This window comes from Capnocytophaga gingivalis (assembly GCF_002302415.1).
GTDB lineage: Bacteria > Bacteroidota > Bacteroidia > Flavobacteriales > Flavobacteriaceae > Capnocytophaga > Capnocytophaga gingivalis.
The window spans coordinates 1,324,743-1,341,598 of sequence record NZ_CP022386.1 but is presented as its reverse complement, the minus strand read 5'-3'; the positions used below and the strand labels follow the sequence as shown (position 1 = coordinate 1,341,598).

13 protein-coding genes are annotated in these 16,856 nt (G+C 42.7%); 11 read left to right on the top strand and 2 right to left on the bottom strand.

All coding sequences use genetic code 11. The annotated features are described in order from the left end of the window. Positions 1-6: 6 nt before the first annotated feature. The 6 genes from hsdR (at position 7) to CGC50_RS06170 (ending at position 8,756) form a co-directional block, all read left to right on the top strand. Complete coding sequence (gene hsdR / locus CGC50_RS06195) at positions 7-3,273, top strand: type I restriction-modification system endonuclease (protein WP_095910125.1); 3,267 nt, start codon at positions 7-9, stop codon at positions 3,271-3,273. A gap of 233 nt (positions 3,274-3,506) precedes the next feature. Beyond that, positions 3,507-3,986 carry a hypothetical protein gene (locus CGC50_RS06190; RefSeq protein WP_095910124.1) on the top strand — a complete coding sequence of 160 codons (480 nt, stop codon included), beginning with the start codon at positions 3,507-3,509 and terminating at the stop codon, positions 3,984-3,986. Positions 3,987-4,133: 147 nt separating this feature from the next. Then, on the top strand, positions 4,134-5,552 hold the full coding sequence (locus CGC50_RS06185) for a class I SAM-dependent DNA methyltransferase (RefSeq protein WP_095910123.1): 1,419 nt from the start codon (positions 4,134-4,136) through the stop codon (positions 5,550-5,552). After that, on the top strand, positions 5,545-6,558 hold the full coding sequence (locus CGC50_RS06180; RefSeq protein ID WP_095910122.1) for a virulence RhuM family protein: 1,014 nt from the start codon (positions 5,545-5,547) through the stop codon (positions 6,556-6,558). The genes CGC50_RS06185 and CGC50_RS06180 overlap by 8 nt, the downstream gene beginning before the upstream one ends. Beyond that, positions 6,555-7,916, top strand: coding sequence for a restriction endonuclease subunit S (locus CGC50_RS06175; RefSeq protein WP_198541646.1), 1,362 nt, complete (start codon positions 6,555-6,557; stop codon positions 7,914-7,916). The genes CGC50_RS06180 and CGC50_RS06175 overlap by 4 nt, the downstream gene beginning before the upstream one ends. A 36-nt stretch (positions 7,917-7,952) precedes the next feature. Next, positions 7,953-8,756, top strand: a complete 804-nt coding sequence (locus CGC50_RS06170; protein ID WP_095910120.1) for a tyrosine-type recombinase/integrase — start codon at positions 7,953-7,955, stop codon at positions 8,754-8,756. 62 nt (positions 8,757-8,818) lie between these two features. Here the strand turns inward: CGC50_RS06170 and CGC50_RS06165 are convergent, their stop codons facing one another. Together CGC50_RS06165 and CGC50_RS06160 are read right to left on the bottom strand one after the other, a co-directional pair. Further along, positions 8,819-9,289, bottom strand: coding sequence for a restriction endonuclease subunit S (locus tag CGC50_RS06165; RefSeq protein ID WP_157909428.1), 471 nt, complete (start codon positions 9,287-9,289; stop codon positions 8,819-8,821). 61 nt (positions 9,290-9,350) lie between these two features. Then, the gene (locus tag CGC50_RS06160; protein ID WP_095910118.1) at positions 9,351-10,568 is read right to left on the bottom strand and encodes a 3-phosphoshikimate 1-carboxyvinyltransferase; all 1,218 of its coding nucleotides are present in this window, start codon (positions 10,566-10,568) and stop codon (positions 9,351-9,353) included. Between the two features lie 457 nt (positions 10,569-11,025). Between CGC50_RS06160 and CGC50_RS06155 the strand changes: the two genes are divergently transcribed. The 5 genes from CGC50_RS06155 to CGC50_RS06135 all read left to right on the top strand — a co-directional run bounded on the left by CGC50_RS06155 (position 11,026) and on the right by CGC50_RS06135 (position 16,854). Continuing rightward, positions 11,026-11,628, top strand: coding sequence for an LUD domain-containing protein (locus tag CGC50_RS06155; protein WP_002667522.1), 603 nt, complete (start codon positions 11,026-11,028; stop codon positions 11,626-11,628). Continuing rightward, on the top strand, positions 11,625-12,518 hold the full coding sequence (locus tag CGC50_RS06150; RefSeq protein WP_095910117.1) for a phosphatidate cytidylyltransferase: 894 nt from the start codon (positions 11,625-11,627) through the stop codon (positions 12,516-12,518). The genes CGC50_RS06155 and CGC50_RS06150 overlap by 4 nt, the downstream gene beginning before the upstream one ends. A gap of 230 nt (positions 12,519-12,748) precedes the next feature. Further along, a complete protein-coding gene (gene gdhA / locus CGC50_RS06145) occupies positions 12,749-14,089 on the top strand; it encodes an NADP-specific glutamate dehydrogenase (protein WP_002667416.1) in 1,341 nt (446 codons plus the stop codon). Positions 14,090-14,277: 188 nt separating this feature from the next. After that, positions 14,278-15,414 carry a hypothetical protein gene (locus CGC50_RS06140; RefSeq protein ID WP_095910116.1) on the top strand — a complete coding sequence of 379 codons (1,137 nt, stop codon included), beginning with the start codon at positions 14,278-14,280 and terminating at the stop codon, positions 15,412-15,414. Between the two features lie 3 nt (positions 15,415-15,417). Further along, on the top strand, positions 15,418-16,854 hold the full coding sequence (locus tag CGC50_RS06135) for a glycosyltransferase family 2 protein (protein WP_095910115.1): 1,437 nt from the start codon (positions 15,418-15,420) through the stop codon (positions 16,852-16,854). Positions 16,855-16,856 lie beyond the last annotated feature (2 nt).

Below are 16,856 nucleotides of genomic sequence, written 5' to 3'. Positions count from 1 at the left end.
TACATTATGAGAAGTAATTTTGAGTTTCTAAAAGAGATTGAACCCCATATACTCTATCGTATTGCCCACTTGGCGGAGACGTACCTATATACCGACCCCAATGGCTGCTTGATGAAGCTACGCCAGTTTGCCGAGGTTATGGTCAATGAGGTGTTTCAGATAGAACATATTCCCCTGCCTTATGATAACAATCAGGCCAATAGAATCAGTGTGCTTAAGCGGGAAGGGATTATAGAACACCAGTTGGGTCGTATATTAAACGAGTTGAGACAAAGAGGTAACGAGGCGGTTCATGCAGGCTTTGACTCACTTACTTCAGCTAAAACCCTCTTGCAAATGGCCTATCACCTGGCTCAGTGGTATGCCCTGAGTTATGGTGAGGGAACAGGAGGGCATACCTTTGTTATGCCTCAGGAGGGGGATATTCCCAATGCCGTTGAGCTACAAGCAGAAAAAGAAGCGCAAGATCAGCAAATCAAAGCCCTTACGGAGCAACTCCTTGAACTACAAAAACAGCAAAGCTATTGGGAAGCCGCCCAGACCAAAGAGTTTATAAATGCTCAAAAAGAGCGTGCACGCCGTACCCAACAGTATACAAAAAACCTTCAACTCTCAGAAGCCGAAACACGCCAGCTCATTGATGCACAACTGTGTGAAGCAGGGTGGCAGGCCGATACAGAGCACTTACGCTATAGCAAAGGTACCCGCCCTGAGAAAGGGAAAAACCTTGCCATTGCCGAATGGCCGACAGACAAAGGTTTTGCCGATTATGCCCTTTTTGTCGGTCTACAACTGGTGGGTATCGTGGAGGCCAAAGCCAAACACAAAGATATTTCAAGTATCCTCTCCAACCAATGCAAGGACTACGCCACCCATGTCAAGAAAGAGCATGCCTGCTATCTTATTGGGCAATGGGGAGACTATCAGGTACCCTTCCTTTTTGCCACCAATGGGCGAAAATACCTTAAGCAATTGGATACCAAAGCAGGGATTTGGTTCTTAGATGTACGAGATAATGGCAATATCTCTAAAGCACTACAAGGCTGGAAAAGTCCTCAAGGACTCTTGGAGGATTTGGCACAAGATATAGCCAAAGCTACTCAAGACCTCGCTCAGACCCCTTATGACCTGCTGAGAGACCCCAACGGACTGAACCTACGTCCCTACCAAATCCGCGCTGTAGAAGCCACCGAAAAAGCCTTAACAGAAGGGCGCCGCTCGGTGCTCCTCTCTATGGCAACAGGGACAGGAAAGACACGCACCTTGCTGGCGATGATCTACCGCTTTTTGGCTGCCAAACGCTTTAAGCGTATCTTATTTTTGGTAGACCGTAATGTCTTAGGAAGGCAGGCACTTGATGTGTTCAAGGATGTAAAACTCGAAGACCTACAAACGCTTTATAATATCTATCCTATCAATGAACTTGGTGAAAAAACAATAGCGAAAGAAACCAAAATACAACTTAGCACTGTACAGGCTATGGTAAGGCGTATTCTCTATAATGAAGCGGAGGATATGCCCTCCGTATCGGATTACGATTTGGTAATTGTAGATGAGGCACACCGCGGCTATATCCTTGATAAAGAGATGAGCGAGGACGAGTTTGATTTCCGCAATCAGGAGGATTTTATCAGCAAATACACTATGGTAATTGACTACTTCGATGCGGTGAAAATAGCAGTTACTGCTACCCCTGCCCTACACACTACCCAGCTCTTTGGCAAACCTGTCTTTGAGTATTCTTATCGCGAAGCTGTATTGGACGGATTTTTAGTAGATTATAACCTACCTCACCATATTTTTACCCAACAGCGTATAGAAGGGATTCACTTTGCTAAAGGAGAAACTGTACAGGTATATGACGCTGAGAAAAATGAAGTGATAGATTTGTCAGAAATACCTGACGAACTGAACTTTGAGGTAGAACAATTCAACCGAAATATCATCGTAGAAGGGTTTAACCGTGCTGTATTGGAGGAAGTTTCTCAATTCTTAGACCCTACTGGCGAAGGAAAGACCCTTATTTTTGCCGTAGATGATGCCCATGCCGACCTTGTGGTGAAGATTCTCAAAGAAATCTATGCTGAGCAAGGAGTAGATAACGATGCTATCCAAAAGATAACAGGTAGCATAGGGGATAAGAAACGAGTGGAAGATGCTATTAAGCGATTCAAAAATGAGATCAACCCTAATATAGTAGTAACCGTAGACCTGCTTACCACAGGAGTGGATGTGCCTGAAATTACCACTTTGGTATTCCTACGTTTGGTGAAATCACGTATTCTTTTCGAGCAAATGATGGGGCGCGCTACCCGCCTTTGTCCTAAGATAAACAAGGAGAGTTTTGAGGTATATGATCCCGTGGGAGTCTTTGATTTCTTTGCAGAAGTCTCTGAAATGGTACCTATTGTAGTGAATCCCAATACCACTTTAGAAGATATCATCAATGGCTTTGAACATACTGAAGACCCTGAGCTGATTGCCAAATATACCCAACAGCTCTTAGCTCGATTGCAGCGACGAAAAAAGAATATTAGCCAGCAGGATTTTGATTATTTCTGTAGCCTGAGTCAGGGGGTATCCCCTAAGGATTTTTTAGCCACCCTTAAAAATACACCCACCGAACAGGTAAAGACTTTTATCAAAGAGAATGTAAAAGCTATTGCTTGTTTGTTCTATTCCCACCCTAAGACAGTAAAGTACAAATATATCAGTGACAAGCCAGATGAAGTACGCGAACACTATGTAGGCTATGGCAAGACCGAAAAACGCCCAGGGGACTATATAGAACAATTCTCAGCCTATATAGCGGAGAATCGCAATAAGCTCACCGCCCTGAACCTGCTCTGTACACGCCCTTCGGAGCTTACTCGTAGTGATCTGAAGCATCTTTACCTAGAAATGGCTCAAGAAGGCTATACCCTGAAAGAGCTGAATAAGGCATGGAACAATGCCAAGAATGTAGAGATCACCGCCGACCTCATTGGTATGATACGTACCTTAGCCTTGGGCAGTGCCCTAGTGGATTATAAAGTACGCTTGGACAATGCTTTTGAAAAGCTCAAACAGACACACAGCTTCAATGCTATGGAAACCAAATGGCTTGACCGTGTCAAGACTTTCTTAGAGAAGGAACAATATATAGAAAAGGCCGACTTTGATACCGGAGCTTTCCAAAATGCAGGAGGCTACGAGAAGATCAATAAGGTATTTAAAAACCATCTGGGGGAAATTGTAGATGAATTAAAGGAATATTTGTTTGAAATAGTGTAAGTTAAAATTTGTAATTAACGTAAATTCGACATAACAAAAGTTCATATACTGGTGTGAACGTGTCGCTCGTACCAGTTATAAATAGAGCATGTAGCTCCTTTTCATAAAAAGTTGAACTTAAGTTTGAAAAAAGAAAGACTTTTTTGATTCTGTGGAAGTTTCTTTATCAGTTTATTCTTGGGGGAAAATATGTAACATAGCAATCTCTTTATTTCATTTTATCAACAATTACAATGGCTACATTAAGGTTAAATAAAAGGGCAAAAAGGATTATAATTGTAATAATGGTTATTACCGCTATTATCATAGCTAGAGTAATTATATCGAATTATTATGAGAAGCAGAAAGAGGAACTTTCTAAAAAATGTTTCAATGATTCAAATATAGGTTTCTATTATGAGGAATTTAACTTCTATTTTCCTGAAGAACTTGAACTACAAGGAGCCCAAATATTACAAATTCACAATAAAGACACTATTGTGATAGATTATAGGATTCTAGATCATAACATAGTGATAAATAGTCCTAAAAACTTAAAGTCTGAAGACATTATTAAGATTATACTAAAAGACACTATCTTTACTCTGAGAGATTTTAGGAATGGCCCTATATTTGGAGGAGGTAGAGTTTTTTTGGGTTGCTTTTTAGAAGAATGTGTTATAAATAACCGAAAGAAAATATGTGATAATGCAGGAATCTTTATGTTTTTTTAGTACTCTTTAAATTATTAATCATTAGAACTTTATGTCTTATAATATCAATCAATAATAAAGACCCTTAATGATAATTCTATGAATATGAGAGGCAATTTACCCTCTAATCGAATGGTCATTCGCCCTTTCTAAATATAAATTATTACTATGAACAACCAAGAAATTGTAGCCAAACTATGGGCATTGTGCAATGTGCTCCGTGATGATGGTATCACCTACCATCAATATGTAACAGAGCTGACCTATATCCTTTTCCTAAAAATGGCCAAGGAAACCAATTCCGAAGGGGAAATACCTGAGGCTTATCGTTGGGACACTCTTGTGAGCAAAGACGGTATAGAACTAAAGAAATTCTATAAGGAGCTCTTAGAACACTTGGGCGAACAGTGCCGAGGAAGGATTCAGGAAATCTATGCAGGGGCTAAATCCAATATAGAAGAGCCTAAAAACCTCGAGAAAATCATCAAGACCATTGATGCTCTTGATTGGTATTCTGCCAAAGAAGAAGGCTTGGGTAACCTATACGAAGGCTTGCTAGAGAAGAACGCCAACGAAAAGAAATCAGGGGCAGGGCAGTACTTTACCCCTCGTGTGCTCATTGATGTAATGACGGAACTTACGAACCCCCAAGCGGGTGAACGCTGTAATGACCCTGCTTGTGGTACTTTTGGCTTTATGATTGCCGCTGACCGGTATATCAAAGACCAGACTGATGACCTTTTCTCTCTTTCGCAAGAGGTGCAAGAGTTCCAGATCAATGAGGCTTTCTCAGGAGGCGAATTGGTGCATGAGACCCACCGCTTGGCACTGATGAACGCCATGCTGCACGATATCAAAGGACCTATACAGCTTGGTGATACGCTTTCCTCCTTAGGCAAGCAGATGACTGGTTATGATGTGGTACTGACCAATCCACCCTTTGGCACCAAGAAAGGGGGCGAACGTGCGACCCGTGACGACCTCACCTTTCCTACTTCTAACAAACAGCTGAATTTTTTACAACATATCTACCGCAGTCTTAAAAAAGGCGGTCGTGCTGCCGTAGTACTCCCCGACAATGTGCTCTTTGTAGATGGCGATGGCGAACGTATCCGCAAAGACCTTATGGAAAAGTGTAACCTACATACCATCCTGCGCCTACCTACGGGGATTTTCTATGCCCAAGGGGTCAAGACCAATGTGCTCTTTTTCGAACGAGGACTTTCGGACAAAGGCAATACTCAAGAGGTTTGGTTCTATGACCTCCGTAGTAATATGCCTAACTTCGGGAAAACCAATCCCCTCAAGCGGGAACACTTTGACGAGTTTGTACAGTGCTATCAGCGTGACGACCGTCCTAAGCGCCAAGAAACCTATAGCGAGGAAAATCCCCAAGGCAGATGGCGCCGATACACCTATGAGGAAATCTGTGCCCGTGACAAAACAAGCCTTGACCTAAGCTGGATGCGTCAGGGAGAAGAAACCGAAGACATCCCCTTGAGCGAACTCATAGCCACTATGGAGGAAAAAGCAGCCAAAATCACTGAGGCTATTGCACAACTAAAAGCCATTATGGGAAATGAGTAGTCCAAAGAAACCTAAAGACATGCTAAGGGCTTCTGTAGCGGAGTATCTGACCTTTGTCACCGCCACAGGAGAGAGCAATATCCAAAGCCTCTATGCCGACGAGAATGTATGGCTTTCCCAAAAAATGATGGGGCTGCTCTATGGGGTAGAAATCCCTACTATCAATTACCATCTAAAGAAGATATTTGAAGACAATGAATTAGACGAGAATTCAGTTATTAGAAATTTTCTAATAACTGCCGATGATGGGAAAACCTATAATACGAAGCACTATAACCTGTCGGCAATCATTGCGGTAGGCTATAAGGTCAATTCGGAAAGGGCGGTGCAGTTCCGCAAATGGGCTACGCAAATCATAGAAGAATTTACCATCAAGGGCTTTGCCATGGATGATGAGCGGCTGAAAAACGATGGAACCCTGCTAGGAAAGAAGTATTTCGAGGAACAGCTACAGCGTATCCGAGAGATACGCCTCTCCGAACGCAAATTCTATCAGAAAATCACTGACATTTACGCCACCTCCATTGATTACGATCCTAAATCCTCCGCTACGAAGCGCTTTTTTGCCACTGTACAGAACAAACTACATTGGGCTATCCACGGACATACCGCTGCTGAGGTAATTTACGAGCGAGCCAATGCAGAAAAGCCTCACATGGGACTGACCTCTTGGAAGGATGCCCCCGAGGGGAAAATCTATCCCTTTGATGTGGTCGTTGCCAAGAACTACCTTACAGAAAATGAGATGGCACAGCTACAGCGCTTGGTCTCTGCCTATTTGGATATGGCAGAAGATATGGCCTTAAGGCATATCCCGATGACCATGAGTGATTGGGAGGTACGCCTCAACCGCTTTTTAGAATTTGCCGACCGAGAGGTCTTACAAGACGCTGGTAAAATCACCGCCGAGATCGCTCATACCCATGCCTTAGCGGAGTTTGAAAAGTATCGTATCGTACAAGACCGCCTTTTCCAATCGGATTTTGATAAATTTCTTGAATCATGAACACTAAGCAAATACGACAAAAGATATTAGACCTAGCTATCCGTGGGGAGTTAGTCCCCCAAGACCCCACCGATGAACCTGCCTCTGTGCTCTTGGAGCGTATTCGTGCAGAGAAAGAGCAGCTTATCAAAGACAAAAAACTCAAACGAGATAAAAAAGACAACGAACCGATTGATGAAGTCCCCTTTGAACTTCCAGAGGGATGGGAGTGGTGTAGGTTGGGGGAGATAGCCTATATAGCAGCAGGAAGTACTCCCGAAAGTTCTTCATTTGTTGATAAAGGAATACCATATTTAAAAGTTTATAATTTGCGAAATCAAGCTATTGACTTTGATTACAAACCTCAGTATATTAAGGAATCTATTCACAATGGGATACTAAAACGCTCAAAAACAGAAATAGGAGATCTTATAATGAATATAGTAGGACCTCCTTTAGGAAAGTTGGCTATTATACCTACATCTTTGCCTGAAAGTAATTTTAATCAAGCAGCAGTACTTATACGTCCCTATCTTTACAAAAATATCATCAATAAATATTTGTTCTACTTCCTGTCTGAAATGTCAGAAATCAATTCAATATCAACCAAAGGTTCAGCAGGACAGATAAATATTTCTTTATCTCAATCTAAGAATATGAGAGTTCCCTTCCCTCCTCTTGCCGAACAACACCGTATTGTCCAAAAGATAGAGCAGCTGTTTACTCTTGTGGATACTATAGAAACCCATAAAGAGCAGCTCAAATCCGATGTTAAGCAGGCGAGGAATCAGGTGCTCAACTATGCCATAGCGGGCAAACTCACTCACCAAGACCCTAATGATGAACCTGCGGAAGCACTTCTTAAGCGTATAGGCAAAACAACTGCCACTGATACCCCTTATGAGAAGTTGCCCAAGGGGTGGGCGTGGTGTAGGCTGGGGGATATCACGAAGACCATAGCTACAAAACCGTATCAGATTTTGCAGTCTGAAATAGAAAAAAATGGGGATTTTCCTGTAATAAGTCAAAGTGCTAATTATATAGAAGGTTTTTCTTCTGATGAAACAAAGGTTCTAAAGGTAGAAGATTTTATCATTGTTTTTGGAGACCATACGAGAGTTGTAAAATATATAGATTTTGATTTTATTGTGGGTGCAGATGGGGTTAAAGTTATTCTACCCAACAATAATCTATCAAAATATCTCTATTATCTCATTCTCAATGCTTCTTACAAAATTGAAAACAGAGGATATAGTAGGCATTTTCAGTTTCTACAGAAAGAATTTTTTCCTCTTCCTCCTCTTGCAGAGCAGCACCGTATCGTCCAAAAAATAGAGACTTATTTTTCTTTTCTAGATACCATAGAAGATAGTTTGTAAAAACTTCGTTTATTATCATTTCTAAATTTTAAAGAAATGATAGAACAATTCAAGTCTTTTCTACAGAAAAGCAACTTAGCGCGCAATACGATAGAGTCGTATGTGTGGACAGTGAGGTATTTCTTAGAAAAATACCCCATTATCAACAAGCCTAACCTGATGGCTTACAAGAATTTCCTGCTGGACAAGTACAAAGCACAAACCGTCAACCTACGTTTGCAGGCGATTAATAAGTACTTAGACTTCGTCAAGAAAGGTTCCCTGAAGATGTCCTTTGTAAAGGTACAGCAAAAGAACTTTTTAGAGCATGTAATCAGCCATGCGGATTATCTTTTCCTAAAGACACAGCTCAAAAAGGAAGGATATGAGGATTGGTATTTTCTCGTGTGGTTTCTCACCGCTACCGGAGCTCGTGTCAGTGAGCTGATTCAGATAAAAGCGGAACACCTCACTCAAGGTTATTTGGATCTTTATAGCAAAGGTGGAAAGGTGCGCCGCCTATACATTCCAAAGCTCTTGCGCGAAGAAAGTAGCCAATGGCTTAAGGCAAAGGGAATTACTTCAGGCTATATCTTCCTCAATCGCTTTGGCAAACGTATCACCCCAAGAGGAATTGCCCAGCAGCTCAAGGTCTTTGCTCATAAGTACCAGCTTAATCCTAAAGTGGTATATCCTCACTCTTTCAGACATCGGTTTGCTAAGAACTTTTTAGAGCGCTTCAATGACCTTACGCTCCTTGCCGATCTGATGGGGCATGAAAGTATTGAGACCACTCGTATCTATCTCAGACGTACTGCCAGCGAGCAGCAAGCCATTGTAGATACGGTTGTCAATTGGTAAGCCGTAGGGGCGAATGGCCATTCGCCCTTGAATGCAATTCGCTCATAGATGGTCATTCGCCCCTATGCTAATTCGTTTTCTACTTGGTTAAAAACTGTAAAGTAGTTTTCTATTTGCTGAACAATGCGATGTTGCTCTGCAAGAGGAGGGAGAGGGAAAAATAGTTCTTCTATATTAGAAAGTCTAATATAATTTGTCGCTGAACCAAACTGTTTCCCTTCAAGAGATTTTTTCCATAGTGCTTTTAATACATAATAAAAAAAACGGATATTTCCTATATTAAAATTTAGAATATAAGTTCTTTGATAAGCTTCAAATTTACCTTTGAAATAGACTACTTCTCCAACATTAGCACCATTCCCCGGCAATAATACAGCTTCCATGTCAAAAGAATAATTGTTACATCTTAAGGGGAGTAGAGCACAAGTAAAAAAAGGATATTTTCCGTTCTTATCTCCATAGTTTGCATCTTTTTTCCCAGTTTGAATATTAGCTATATCCCCCAGCCTACACCACGCCCACCCCTTAGGCAACTTCTCATAAGGGGTATTATGGCTACAAACGAAAGCTATTTGGTCATATTATGACCGAGTACTACTCGCTGATATTCTCAAAATCTGTCCAGAAGTTAGGGTAGGATTTTTCCACCACTTCTCCCTTTTCGATTGTAAGAGGGACTTTCAGGCAGAGGGGGGCAAAGGCCATGGCCATACGATGATCTCCGTAGGTAGCTATGGAGACATTGCGGGCTATCTTGCGAGGAACCCCTATCCATATTTCCCCTTGAGAGATGTGTACCTCTCCGCCAAGTTTCGTAATCTCGTCTCGTAGCGCTTCTAATCGGTTGGTTTCCTTGATATTGAGAGTGTGTAAGCCACTAAGGAAACACTCTACCCCCAAGCCAAAGCAAGTGACAGCTATGGTCTGGGCTATATCTGGACAATCCATCAGATTATAGGAGAAAATAGTAGAGAAGTCGTCCCGTTCCTTGATCAGCTGTATCTTATCCCTCCAGAAGATGGTCTTTACCCCAAAGCTCTGGTAGATGTCGGCCAAGATACGATCTCCCTGTAGGCTTTCCTTCTTATAATGATTCAGGAATAGGGAGGTGCCTACCTCACTGAGAGCTATCATGCTATAGAAGTATGAGGCAGAGCTCCAGTCGGGCTCCACTACAATAGTTTGTGCCTCTACCTCAGGGGTGTGGTATACGGTGATGATATTATCCTCCAGTACTGCTTCTATCCCCAATTGGTTCAAGAGAGCGAGGGTCATCCTCAGGTAGGGTAGGGAAGTGATCTCTCCCTCCAAGTGTAGGGTGAGTCCCTTGGGGAAGGTGCTCCCTACCAAGAGCAGGGCGGAGAGGTATTGGCTGCTGACATTGGCTTTGATGGTCAGCTCTCCACCTTCTATATGTTTTCCTGTTATGGATAGGGGAGGGAAGCCCTCTGTAGAAAGGTAGTCAATAGAAGCTCCTAACTGACGTAGTGCCTCCACCAGAATACCTATAGGACGCTGTTGCATACGCTCCGAGCCTGTCAGTACCACCTTGCGGTCAGTGCAGCAGGCATAGTAAGCTGTAAGGAAGCGCATAGCCGTACCGGCGTCTCCTACATTGATTTCCTCTCCCAGAAGGTGCAATCCTCGAGACATCATGTCTGTATCCTTCGAGGGGGAGATATTTTCTATTTCTAAGGAAGGAAAGAGTTGCTTGAGTAGTAGTAGTCGGTTGCTCTCACTCTTTGAGCCTCCTATATTCAGGGTAAGTTGGTTGCTGTTTTTTAAGCGTTTTTTCTTTAGACGAATATCCATGTTATATCTTAGAGGGCGCAAAATTACAAAAACATTCTAAAAAAAGGGCGTTAAAAAAACAGTTTTTGGCTATAAATTAACTTTTTTAACGTGCGTGAGCGTTTCCCTATGTAAGAGGAGTGTTTTGAGCAGCCATTCAGAACATAGTTTGTGTAGATCGTAAGGCAATACCCCTGACCTGAGGGCATATTAGGAGAGATTAAAAAAGATTCAGAGGGGAAGGAGTCATAAAGGACGAAAAATAAAATAAAAGCATAAAACATTTCTTTCTTTCTATTATTTTCCTTACCTTTACCCCCTCATTTGAGTGAGGGATGAAAAGTGGAAAATGTTATTGCTCACACAACTTTACCTAAATAATAAGCACAAGCTATAAAAAATGCACCAACTATAGGTAAATGACCATTCAACAATAAATCATTAATTATTAATCATTGATCATTAATCATTAAAGTAGATGAAATGGCTTGAAAAATTATTCAAAGGAGCTTTTTCCGAAGCACCTTCTGAAGTATACGAAGGAAAGAATAGCGATCTCCCTATTGACGAAGCGTTTGTAAACAACTTCAAGAATAAAGGAGGTATCTTTATCTACATAGAGAATCCAATAGAGCTCCCTAATATATTACAAACGATACTCTTGGACAAGGGCGCTGACAGCCTTGTCTTTTCGCACAATGAGCAGGTAGAAGCCTTGTTTTCGGCTGTACCTCATACTTTTTTTACCGATGATGACCAAGAAGCTACCCACTTTCTCACCGATTGTGAGTACTTAGTAGCCGAGGAAGGGTCTCTGTTATTTTCTTCCCGACAGCTGGGGCAGAAGCACTTGGACGAACTCCCTCAGAACCTTGTGGTAGTGGCCAAAATAAGCCAGATTGTTGCCACGCTCTTCGATGCTATGGGAGGACTCAATAGGCAGACACAGCAGAACCGCCCCAACAATATCCGTACTCTTAGGGCTTTTTTGCCTCCTAAGGAAAAAGATTCCATTCTCTATGAGAATTGTTATCGAACCACTTACTTACTTCTCTTAGAAGATCTAAATACCAACGAATGAACGAACTATTAAAGCGTAGTATCACAGGAATCCTATATGTATTCCTTCTTCTTACTGCCATTATGCTCTCCAATGCTGAGGCTTTTGGCTTTCTCTTCCTTGTCTTTGGACTTATTTGTCTTTACGAATTCAAGAGGTTGGTACGCCTCTCCAGTAGTGCCGTCTATTTGGCTTTTCTGTGCTTGTGGTGGTGCTTCAATTATCTGATCCCAATGGAGGGTTTCAGTAATAATTTTGTCGTATACCTACTACTTTTGGCAGTGATTTCCACCGATGTATACTTAGGCTTCTACCTCTACAGGCATGAGGCGGTGAGCTATACCCAATGGCAGAAATTCCTCTTAGCCTTGCTCTATGTAGGGGGAGGATGTCTTTTTATCTCACTGCTCTATAAGGTGGAGATATACAAGAACGAACAAGAGATTACAGCCACGTCTTTTGCTTTTTGGGAGTTTTCCCAATGGCAGTTCTCTGAGGCTTTTTCAGAGGCGCAACACACTATGATAGCCCTTTTGGCGATTATCTGGGCGAGTGATAGCTTCGCCTATGTATCAGGGAGGTTTTTGGGGCGCACCAAGCTCTTCCCCTCTGTCTCGCCTAAGAAGACCGTAGAGGGCTTCGTAGGAGGCTTTGTAGGGGCGCTATTGGTGGCAGCATGGCTTTCCCTTTATAGCAACAAAGAGCTGTGGAAGTGGTTGGTTATTGCGGCGGTACTGGTCGTGGCGGGCACTTTGGGCGACTTAGTCGAATCCAAGTTCAAGCGTGTAGCCGGCAAGAAGGACAGTGGCACCATCCTCCCCGGTCACGGAGGATTGCTCGACAGGCTTGACAGCCTTATCTATGCCTCTCCTTTTGCATTTGTTACTATTTTGATACTCTCTTATTTCTAAGAGTCCTCTTTGAGAAAGACAAGGAAAGCAACGGGTTTCACGCTCTTTCTATGTCACAACCTTGCAGGAATAAAGGGAAAGTGAAAATTGTTGTCTTTTTGCTTGTTTATTCTCATAAAAATACGTACCTTTGCTTGTCAGTTGTCAGTGAACAGTGAACAGAGGTCAGTGAACAGAGGTTGCCTAATAACTAACGACTAACCTAAGCTATTTAAATAAAAAAAATAATAATGGACGTACAAAAGATTATGGCCTCATTGGAGGCAAAGCACCCAGGAGAAAAAGAGTACTTACAAGCAGTACATGAAGTGTTGGAATCAGTACACGATGTGTACAACCAGCATCCAGAATTTGCTAAGGCAAAAATCATCGAACGTATTGTAGAACCTGATCGCATCCATACCTTCCGTGTGGATTGGGTAGATGACAAGGGAGAGGTACAATCCAACCTTGGTTACCGTGTGCAGTTCAATGCTGCCATAGGTCCTTACAAAGGAGGTATCCGCTTCCACAAGGCAGTGAATCCTTCTATGCTTAAGTTCTTAGGCTTCGAACAAACCTTCAAGAATGCGCTTACTACCCTACCTATGGGAGGTGCTAAGGGAGGATCAGACTTCGATCCTACAGGCAAGTCCGATGCGGAAATCATGCGCTTCTGCCAGGCCTTCATGCTCGAATTGTGGAAATACATAGGTCCTGATACCGACGTACCTGCAGGCGATGTAGGGGTAGGAGGCCGTGAGATAGGCTATATGTACGGTATGTACAAAAAATTGGCACACGAATACAATACAGGGGTACTCACAGGCAAGGGTATCAACTGGGGAGGTTCCCTTATCCGTCCAGAAGCGACAGGGTATGGAGCTCTTTATTTTGTAGATCATATGCTCAAAAAGCTCGGTCGCGATATCAAGGGACAGCGTGTGGTAGTTTCTGGTTTCGGAAATGTGGCTTGGGGAGCATCAGAAAAAGCAACCCAACTTGGTGCTAAAGTAATCGGTCTCTCTGGACCTGATGGTTGTGTAGAAGTACCTGGAGGTATGACTCAAGAGATGATCGACTACCTACTTGAGCTCCGCGCTTCTAACCGCAATATCGTAGCACCTTTCGCTGAAAAATTTGCGAAAGAAAGTAAGTTCACCGCAGGTAAAAAAGCATGGGTGATCCCTTGTGATATAGCCTTGCCTTGTGCTTTCCAAAACGAATTGGATGGAGACGATGCCAAGACGCTTATCGCTAATGGAGTAAAACTCGTAGCAGAGGTGTCCAACATGGGTTGTACTCCTGAGGCTATCAAAGCTTTCCAAGATGCTAAGTTGCCTTTTGCTCCAGGTAAGGCTGTCAATGCCGGTGGGGTAGCTACTTCTGGTTTGGAAATGACTCAGAACGCAGCTCACCTTTCTTGGACTTCCGAAGAGGTAGATGCGAAGCTACACCAGATCATGGAGTCTATCCACAATGCTTGCCTCAAGTATGGACAAGAAGAAGGATATATCAACTATGTAAAAGGAGCTAATATCGCTGGATTCATGAAAGTAGCCCATGCGATGCTCGACCAAGGGGTCATATAATTGTTTTTGTTAAATAAGCAGAGGCTGTCTCGACTATGAGGCAGCCTCTTTTTTGTTTCCAAATCCTTTAGATAAGTTTACAATACGTTTAACAGCTTTGAGCTTTCTTTCTTGGAAAATAGTTGTACTTTTGCCCCAAATTTTTTTCATAAAACACTGAGATTTAATCGTTAAAGTAAAATAAATTGATGGAAAAATTCCTAATGAATGTGGAATATTACTATGAATTGTTTCAAATCAATAGTTTATTCCTAAAAATATTATACACCTTGGTTTTTATCCTCTCGTGCCTATGTGCGTATAATATTCTTTTTCTTATCAAAAAGCACTTCAAGCGACGCAAGACACAGCGGAGAGTAGCCTATCTCCGCCGAGAGTATTTTGAGAGAATCAAAGAAATTCTCCTTACCGAGCAGGTCTTCGGCAGTAGTGATTTTCATAACTATCTGGGAGTTAGCTCTTATGACAATGGATTCAAGCGGGAGCTGACCAACCTTATACTGGAGATCATCGACACATATCCCCAGGTGAACAAGAAGAACTATGAACTACTCATGGAGGAGCTCAAGCTCAAAAAATTCTGGGAAGAGGAACTCCTCAAAGGCTCTAAAAAACGTAAAGAAAGAGCTTTGCGCAAGATAAAGGGTCTGAACCTGGTCATAGCCGAGTCGGTGATTATTCCTATGACTACCATCAAGAACTCTATCCTGAGAAGGAAAGCCCGTAGCTTGTACATATATATCAGTAAGAATAACCCCTTCAAGTTCTTCGACAATGATTTCGATGACCAATTTTCCGAATGGGACAATATTGAGATCCATGAGATCCTGAGCAAGAAACCACAGGAAACGATCCCTAATTTCATCCATTGGGTACAGAACCACTCAGCAGGTGAGGCACTCAAGTCGTTCTTGGTCTACGAGATGGGTTGTTATGGTCAGAAGGAGGCTTCGCCTTACTTGCTCAAGATGATCGAAAGCAGTGGTATGAAGCTCCGCCAACAGATTATCAGAACCTTAGGGGTCTTGCAGTACAAAGAAGCGGCTACTTTCCTTATGGGGATATACCCAGTACAACCCTCTTTTATTCAGGAGGAAATCCTCAAGACCTTAGGGGAGTTTGCCCAAGAGGATTCCCTACCTTTTGTGGAGAATGCCGTAGTAACCACCCACAATGTGGAGACAAAAATGCAAGGGCTCTATACCCTATTGTGCTTCGGGGAGTCTGGAAAGGCTATCTTCGAGCGACTAAAAGCACAGGCCAAGCCTCAGGAACTCTTGGCTTTTGAGCATGTGGAAAACCCTCTAAACCAAAGAACGCTATAGAAAATGGAACTACTCTATGATATTTTTCAGATATCGGTACTGATCTATTCGATCATGATTCTTCTGTGCATCGGTGCACAGGTGCTCATGGCGCGCCAGAACTTGCGAAATAACAAGTGGAAATATACGGATTTAGACCTCACTACGCTAAAGAACTCACCCTTGGCGCCGGGGATTTCTATTGTGGCACCAGCCTATAACGAACAGACAACTATTATTTCGAATGTGAACTCGCTTCTCTCCCTGGACTATCCTAAGTATGAGGTGGTTATCGTCAATGATGGGAGCAAGGACAGGACACTGGAGCTACTGATAGAAGAATATGAGCTGGAAGAAACGCCCTTTATGTATATAGAGCGTATCAAAGCCTCGCCCGTAAAGCGTATTTTCAAGTCCAAAAACCCCAAATATGCCAAGCTTACCGTAGTGGACAAGGTCAATGGAGGTACCAAGGCCGATGCTTCCAATGCAGGAGTCAATGCTTGTAGGTACCCTTATATGCTCAATACGGATGTAGATTGTGTATTGGCCAAGGATGCCCTGTTGCGGATGATTATGCCTTTCCTCAAATCATCGGTACGAGTGATAGGGGTAGGAGCTACCCTGCGTATGAGCAATGGTTGCGAAATGGAAGATGGAAAGCTCGTCCGTGTAAGCCCTCCTAAGTCTTTCTTTCCCGCTTTCCAAGAAATCGAGTATTTGCGTTCCTACTTGGTAGGAAAAATGGGTTGGTCGGTGATCAATGGGGTGCCCAATATATCTGGGGGCTTAGGTCTCTTTGACAAGGAAATACTTATCAATGCAGGGGGGTATGATCCGGCATCCTTTGCTGAGGATATGGATATGGTCACTCGTATGATTGTCTATATGAGAGATTTCAATTACGATTATCGTATCGTGGAGATTCCCGATACATGTTGCTGGACGGAGGGGCCACCGAACTATTCGGTTATGTATAAGCAGCGTACCCGCTGGGCTCGCGGTTTGTTCCAATTCTTTATGATCTACCGTAAGTACTTGTGGAACTACAAGTACGGGCGCTTGGGACTGGTGACCATGCCCTATATGTTCCTCTTCGAATTCTTAGCACCACTTATTGAAATAGTCGGCTGGGGAACACTTATCTACCTGCTTATCATAGGGAAAATGAACTATACGAATGCCCTTCTGATCTTCGGAACTATTTACCTTTTTGGGCTGATGGTCTCCTCCTCGGCTATTGTCTTTGACTATGTCACCAAGCAGCATTACAAGAGGCTCAGGGAGTATTTTCGACTGTTTGCCATCACCCTGATAGAACCCTTTACCTATCACCTGCTGATAGTCTATTTCAGTATTCGAGGGTATATCAGTTTTTTATCCAAAAAAAACTTCGAATGGGGGGAAATGACCCGCAAGGGGATTGATAAGAAGCAGCAACCTGTAGCGGTTCAAAACTAAAA